The organism is Micromonospora sp. ALFpr18c, assembly GCF_008868155.1.
Lineage (GTDB): Bacteria > Actinomycetota > Actinomycetes > Mycobacteriales > Micromonosporaceae > Micromonospora.
On the sequence record NZ_WBKR01000287.1, the window covers coordinates 1 to 5,486 of the forward strand.

Consider the following 5,486-nt stretch of genomic DNA (forward strand, 5'->3'; position numbering starts at 1 on the left):
CCCACCCTCCCCGGTCAACCGCAGCCCGTCCCCACGAGCCCGATCGGCCAGCATCGCGATCAACTGCTCATCCGTCACCGCACCCACCGGCTCGGCGGCCGGCTGTCCCACGGTCGTCTCGGTCGTCATCTGGCGTCTCTCCCTTGATCGGTCGATCAGCCGTTATTTGTACAGTCCCAACCGAGATCGCCGCCCACGTACGCGGCCACTGGGGAATCGAGAACAAGGTCCACTGGATCCGCGACGTCCTCCTCGTCGAAGACGCCCACCACGCCTACCTCGGCAACGTCGCCCACACCATGGCAGCCCTACGCAACCTCGCCCTCGCCCTGATCCGCCTCGCCGGCCACACCCGAATCAAACAGATCATGGAACGACACCACGCCGACAAAATGCTCATCCCGGCGCTACTCAACGCAGCCACTCAGTGACCAACCGACTTTGCTTTGGCTCTGCCCTGCCCTACGTGATCACGTCGTCGAACCGACCTACACGCGTTCGCCGATACCCAGTCGTGCCTGCGTCTCCTGCGCCCGCTCGGCCGCCGCGCTCGCTCCGTAGTGACGGGGCATGTCCTCCGATGTCCAGCCCAGCAGGAGCATCAGGTCTCCGGTGTCCCCACCGGCGCGCTTCCATTCGTGGGCGAAGTTGTGCCGCCACCGGTGCGCATGCACGTCCGGTACCCCGGCCGCTTTGCCCAGCCGCTTGAGGAGGATCTTGATGCCATTCGGAGTCAAGGGGGCCATGCCGCGCTCGGCCAACCACAGCTGAGGCAGTGCGGCGCCCTTGTGCTTATCCCGGGCCCGCAGGTAGCGGCTCAGCGCCCGAGCGGTCTTCGGCCCGAACCGTACTCGTCGATCCTTGGCACCCTTGCCGTGGAAGCGCACCGACTCAGTATTCAGGTCGACATCGGCCACGAGGAGGTTGCCGACCTCGGACAGCCGGGCACCCGTGTTGCAATACAGCCGAATCAACGCTTCGTCGCGCAGATTGACGAAGCCTTTGCCCTTGCACGCGTCGAGAAGCTTGCCGGTGTCCTCATCCCGCAGGACCGGGATCAGCTTCCGGGGTGTCTTCGGCTGCCGCACCCGCTCCATCGGCGATCGATCGATGGCCTGCTCATCAACGAGCAGCCACTTGAAGAACTGCTGCAGTCCCTTGTGTTTGTTCAGGGCTGTCGACGCAGACCGACTGTCAATCATCCATGCTTGGAATGCCTCCACATGCGCACGGGTCACCGCGCACGGGTCGTCAGCCGCATCATCGGCATCTGGATCCGGCGACGACTCCCCCAGATATCGACCCAACTGCGCGGCAGCGAGCAGGTAGTTGTAGCGGGTGGTCTCCGGGTAGTTCCCGGCGCGCAGCGACCGGTCCCAGTCCCGAAGGAACCCAGCCCAGGTTCGAGACAGTCCGGTGGAGAGCTTCTGAAGATCAAGAAGTGACATCACAACCTGCCCGAGTCAAGGAGTCCAACAGCGGCGTGCTAAACCGGGCATCCATGTCGAGCAACGAAAAGAGGGCTTCCGCAAGTCAATGACCTGCGGAAACCCTCTCGCTGTCGGGACGGCCGGATTCGAACCGACGACCCCTTGACCCCCAGTCAAGTGCGCTACCAAGCTGCGCCACGTCCCGCCCCCGCAAGGTTTCCCCCGCGACAGCCTGTACAGCTTAGCGCAGCACCCTCGTCCTGGTCGCACTGGCCCCACCCGTGCCGTGGCGACCGTGAACCACCGCACAACCCCTAGAGCGTCCTAGGAGGGTGGGGTAGTGACGAGCCGGATGGGCCAGGGACGGCCCATCCGGCTTGTCGGTCGGTACGGGTGGGTCAGCCGTGCGCTTTGCCTCGGCCACCGGGGCCGAGCTTCTTGCGCGGGCGGACGGAGATCTCGATGGGGCTGCCCTCGTACCCGAATTCCTCGCGGAGCTTGCGCTCGACGAAGCGCTGGTAGCCGGCATCCAGCGGCCCGGTGGTGAAGAGCACGAACCGCGGCGGCGCCACCCCGGCCTGGGTGGCGAACAGGATCCGCGGCGCACGCCCACCGCGCACCGGGTGCGGGGTGGCCTGTACGAGCGCGGTGAGCCACTGGTTGAGCTGCGCGGTCGGCACCCGGGTTTCCCAACTGGCCAGGGCCTTGTTGAGGGCCGGGGCCAGCTTGTCCACCGCGCGGCCGGTCATGGCCGACAGGTTGAGCCGGATCGCCCAGGGGATGCGGCGCAACTCCCGGTCGATCTCCTTGTCGAGGTAGTAGCGGCGGTCCGCGTCGACCAGGTCCCACTTGTTGAACGCGATGACCAGCGCACGTCCGGCCTCGGTCACCATGGTCAGGATCCGCTGGTCCTGCTCGCTGATCGGCTCGCTGGCGTCCAGCAGCACCACGGCCACCTCGGCGGCCTCGATGGCGCCGGCGGTGCGCAGGCTGGCGTAGTACTCGGTGCCGCTGGCCTTGCCGACCCGCTTGCGCAGGCCGGCCGTGTCCACCAGTTGCCAGGTCTGGCCGCCGATCTCGACGAGGCTGTCGACCGGGTCCACTGTGGTGCCGGCAACCGAGTCGACGACTGCCCGCTCCTCACCGGAGAACCGGTTGAGCAGGCTGGACTTGCCCACGTTCGGCCGGCCGACCAGCGCCACCCGGCGGGGCCCGCGTGGCCGGTTCTCCACGATCGCCGGGGCTTCCGGCAGCGCCGCGAGGATGGCGTCCAGCAGGTCGCCGGAGCCCCGCCCGTGCAGGGCGGACACCGGGAACGGCTCGCCGAGGCCGAGCGACCACAGCGAGGTGGCCTCCATCTCGATGGAGGTGTTGTCGGCCTTGTTCGCCACCAGGATCACCGGTTTGGCGCTGCGCCGCAGCATCTTCACCGCGGCCTCGTCGACGTCGGTGGAGCCGACCATCGAGTCGACCACGAAGAGCACCACGTCGGCGGTGAGCACCGCCGTCTCGGCCTGCGCCGCGATGGCCGCGGCCCGGTCCTTCGCGTCCGGTTCCCAACCGCCGGTGTCCACCACGGTAAACGACCGGCCGTTCCACTGCGCGTCGTACGGCACCCGGTCCCGAGTCACCCCGGGGACGTCCTCGACGACCGCCTGCCGGCGACCGATGATCCGGTTGACCAGTGTGGACTTGCCGACGTTGGGACGGCCGACCACGGCCACCACCGGCTGCGGGCCGCTGGGTTCCTCGACGGCGAGGTCAGGCTCACGCAGCTCGACCCACCCACCGCCATCGCTACTCATGCCACTCCCCGCTCGGTGAGCAGGTCCCGCAGCCGCGCGACGACCTCGTCGATACCCAGCTCGGTGGTGTCCAGCACGACGGCGTCCGGCGCCTGGGCCAACGGGTTGACCTTGCGGGTCGAGTCGAGCCGGTCCCGACGGGCCAGGTCCGCGGCCGTGGCCGCCACGTCGGCGGCGTCCTCGGCACTGCGCCGGGCCGCGCGGGCCGCCTCGGAGGCGGTCAGGAAGACCTTCAGGTCGGCGTCCGGCGCGACGACCGAGCCGATGTCGCGGCCCTCGACGACCATCCGACCGGCGTTGGCGATCATCTCGCGCTGCCGGGCGACCAGCAGCTCGCGGACGGCCGGCACGGCGGAGACGGCGGAGACCGCCCCGGTCACCTCGGGACCACGGATGTCCGCGTCCACGCTCACGCCGTCGGCGGTCACCGCGTACCCCTGCGGGTCGGTGCCGATGCGCAGGTCCACCTCGCCGGCGACCTTCGCCACCGACGCGGCGTCGGTGAGGTCCACGCCGGAGCGCAGAACGGCCCACGTGATCGCCCGGTACATCGCCCCGGTGTCCAGGTAGCGCGCACCGATGCTCGCGGCGAGCCGCCGCGAGACGGTGGACTTACCCGAACCGGACGGCCCATCCACAGCGACCACACATCGCCCGGCCCGTACGTTTTCCTCCACCGTGTCCTCCTCAGCCCGTACCTCACGGATCGCCCGGTGCTGGCGCCGCAAGCGGTTGTCCATCGTCATCAATCATGCCCGGGGTCCGTGGCGGACCCGCGCGCGCCGCCACCGGAGGCGACCCACGCCACCCCCACGGCCGCGCCTCGGCCGTTCCGGAGCCTACCGGCAGCCGTACCCCGAACCCGTGGGCTCAGTCACCCACCGCGTTGAACAGGGCGGCAACCTCGGCGTTGGTCAACCGCCGGATCCGCCCGGTGCGCAGTTCACCGAGCCGGATCGGCCCGATCGAGGTACGCACCAGCCGGGTCACCGGGTGTCCGACCTCCTCCATCAGCCGCCGGACGATGTGCTTGCGCCCCTCGTGCAGGCTCAGCTCCACCTGGGCGGTCTTGCCCAGGGTGTCCACCACCTTGAACGAGTCGACCTTGACCGGCCCGTCCTCCAGCTCGACGCCGGCCAGCAGCCGCTTGCTCAGGTTGCGCGGGATCGGCCCGACCACCTCGGCGAGGTAGGTCTTCAGCACCTCGTACGAGGGGTGCATGAGCTTGTGCGCGAGGGTGCCGTCGTTGGTGAGCAGCAGCAGGCCCTCGCTGTCCGCGTCGAGCCGCCCGACGTGGTAGACCCGCTGCTCCACCCGGTTGCCGATGAACTCGGCAAGCTCGTTGCGGCCCTTGTCGTCCGCCATCGAGGTAACCACCCCGCGTGGCTTGTTCATCGCCACGTAGACCAGGCGAATGTCGACCTGGAGGCGCTCCCCGTCCACGTGGATCACGGCGGTGCTCGGATCGACCTTGTCGCCGAGCTTGGCGACGCGCCCGTCCACGGTGACCCGGCGGCGGAAGATCAGGTCCTCGCAGGCGCGCCGGGAACCCACGCCGGCGGCGGCGAGCACCTTCTGCAGGCGTTCTGCCCCCTCGAAGACGGGAGCGTCGGGTTTCGGGGATCGGTTATCGGGTCGCATCAGCAAGCTCTTCTACGTCGTCGGGCAGGAAAGGGGCGAGCGGCGGCAGTTCGTCGACGGTGTTGAGCCCGAGCTTCTCCAGGAACAGCGTGGTCGTCCGGTAGAGGAACGCCCCGCTGTCCGTTTCGGTGCCGCACTCCTCGACCAGGCCGCGAGTCACCAGCGTACGGATGACCCCGTCGCAGTTCACACCCCGGATGGCTGAGATACGCGAACGCGTCACCGGCTGCTTGTACGCGACCACGGCGAGAGTCTCCAACGCCGCCTGGGTCAGCCGGACGGACTGCCCGTCCAACACGAACCGCTCGACGTACGTAGCGTATTCCGGCCGGGTGTACAGCCGCCAACCGCCGGCCGCCCGGCGCAGCTCGAACCCGTGCCCGGTGGCCGTGTAGCCGGCGGCGATCTCGTCGAGCATCGGCCCGATCCGCTCGGCCGGCTGCTCCAGCACCTGCGCCAGGACGAGCTCGCTGACCGGCTCGTCGACCACCAGCAGGATGGCCTCCAGCGCGCCGCGCAGCTCGGCGTCGGACAGCTCCGGCGCCGGCTCCGGCGCGGCCGTCACCCGCCGCCGCCCCCCAACCGACCGAGAGGGTACGTCCGCAGCCCG

Annotated in this window: 6 protein-coding genes and 1 tRNA gene; 1 reads left to right on the forward strand and 6 read right to left on the reverse strand. The window is 69.3% G+C overall.

Annotated elements, in window-relative coordinates; translation table 11 throughout:
* Positions 1 to 143 precede the first annotated feature (143 nt).
* Complete coding sequence (locus F8271_RS29590) at positions 144 to 431, forward strand: hypothetical protein (RefSeq protein WP_151493114.1); 288 nt, start codon at positions 144 to 146, stop codon at positions 429 to 431.
* Positions 432 to 488: 57 nt separating this feature from the next.
* On the opposite strand, the gene F8271_RS29595 is transcribed toward F8271_RS29590, so the two are convergent.
* From F8271_RS29595 to scpB, 6 genes are all read right to left on the reverse strand, one after another.
* On the reverse strand, positions 489 to 1,448 hold the full coding sequence (locus F8271_RS29595; RefSeq protein ID WP_151493115.1) for a tyrosine-type recombinase/integrase: 960 nt from the start codon (positions 1,446 to 1,448) through the stop codon (positions 489 to 491).
* A 113-nt stretch (positions 1,449 to 1,561) separates the two neighbouring features.
* Positions 1,562 to 1,635: transfer RNA gene (locus F8271_RS29600), tRNA-Pro, on the reverse strand.
* Positions 1,636 to 1,828: 193 nt separating this feature from the next.
* Positions 1,829 to 3,235 carry a ribosome biogenesis GTPase Der gene (der, locus tag F8271_RS29605; protein ID WP_151493116.1) on the reverse strand — a complete coding sequence of 469 codons (1,407 nt, stop codon included), beginning with the start codon at positions 3,233 to 3,235 and terminating at the stop codon, positions 1,829 to 1,831.
* Positions 3,232 to 3,912: a (d)CMP kinase gene (gene cmk, locus F8271_RS29610; protein WP_151493119.1), complete on the reverse strand. Its 681-nt coding sequence runs from the start codon at positions 3,910 to 3,912 to the stop codon at positions 3,232 to 3,234. Before cmk ends, der begins: the two co-directional genes overlap by 4 nt.
* Before the next feature lie 193 nt (positions 3,913 to 4,105).
* On the reverse strand, positions 4,106 to 4,876 hold the full coding sequence (locus tag F8271_RS29615; RefSeq protein WP_151493117.1) for a pseudouridine synthase: 771 nt from the start codon (positions 4,874 to 4,876) through the stop codon (positions 4,106 to 4,108).
* Positions 4,863 to 5,486 (reverse strand): SMC-Scp complex subunit ScpB (scpB, locus tag F8271_RS29620; protein WP_151493118.1); only part of this gene is annotated, 624 nt, incomplete at its 5' end. The genes scpB and F8271_RS29615, both read right to left, overlap by 14 nt.

Coding starts and splice junctions, on each gene's coding strand:
- F8271_RS29595 (WP_151493115.1), bottom strand. CDS start 1,448: ATGTCACTTCTTGATCTTCAGAAGCTCTCCACCGGACTGTCTCGAACC.
- F8271_RS29615 (WP_151493117.1), bottom strand. CDS start 4,876: ATGCGACCCGATAACCGATCCCCGAAACCCGACGCTCCCGTCTTCGAG.
- der (WP_151493116.1), bottom strand. CDS start 3,235: ATGAGTAGCGATGGCGGTGGGTGGGTCGAGCTGCGTGAGCCTGACCTC.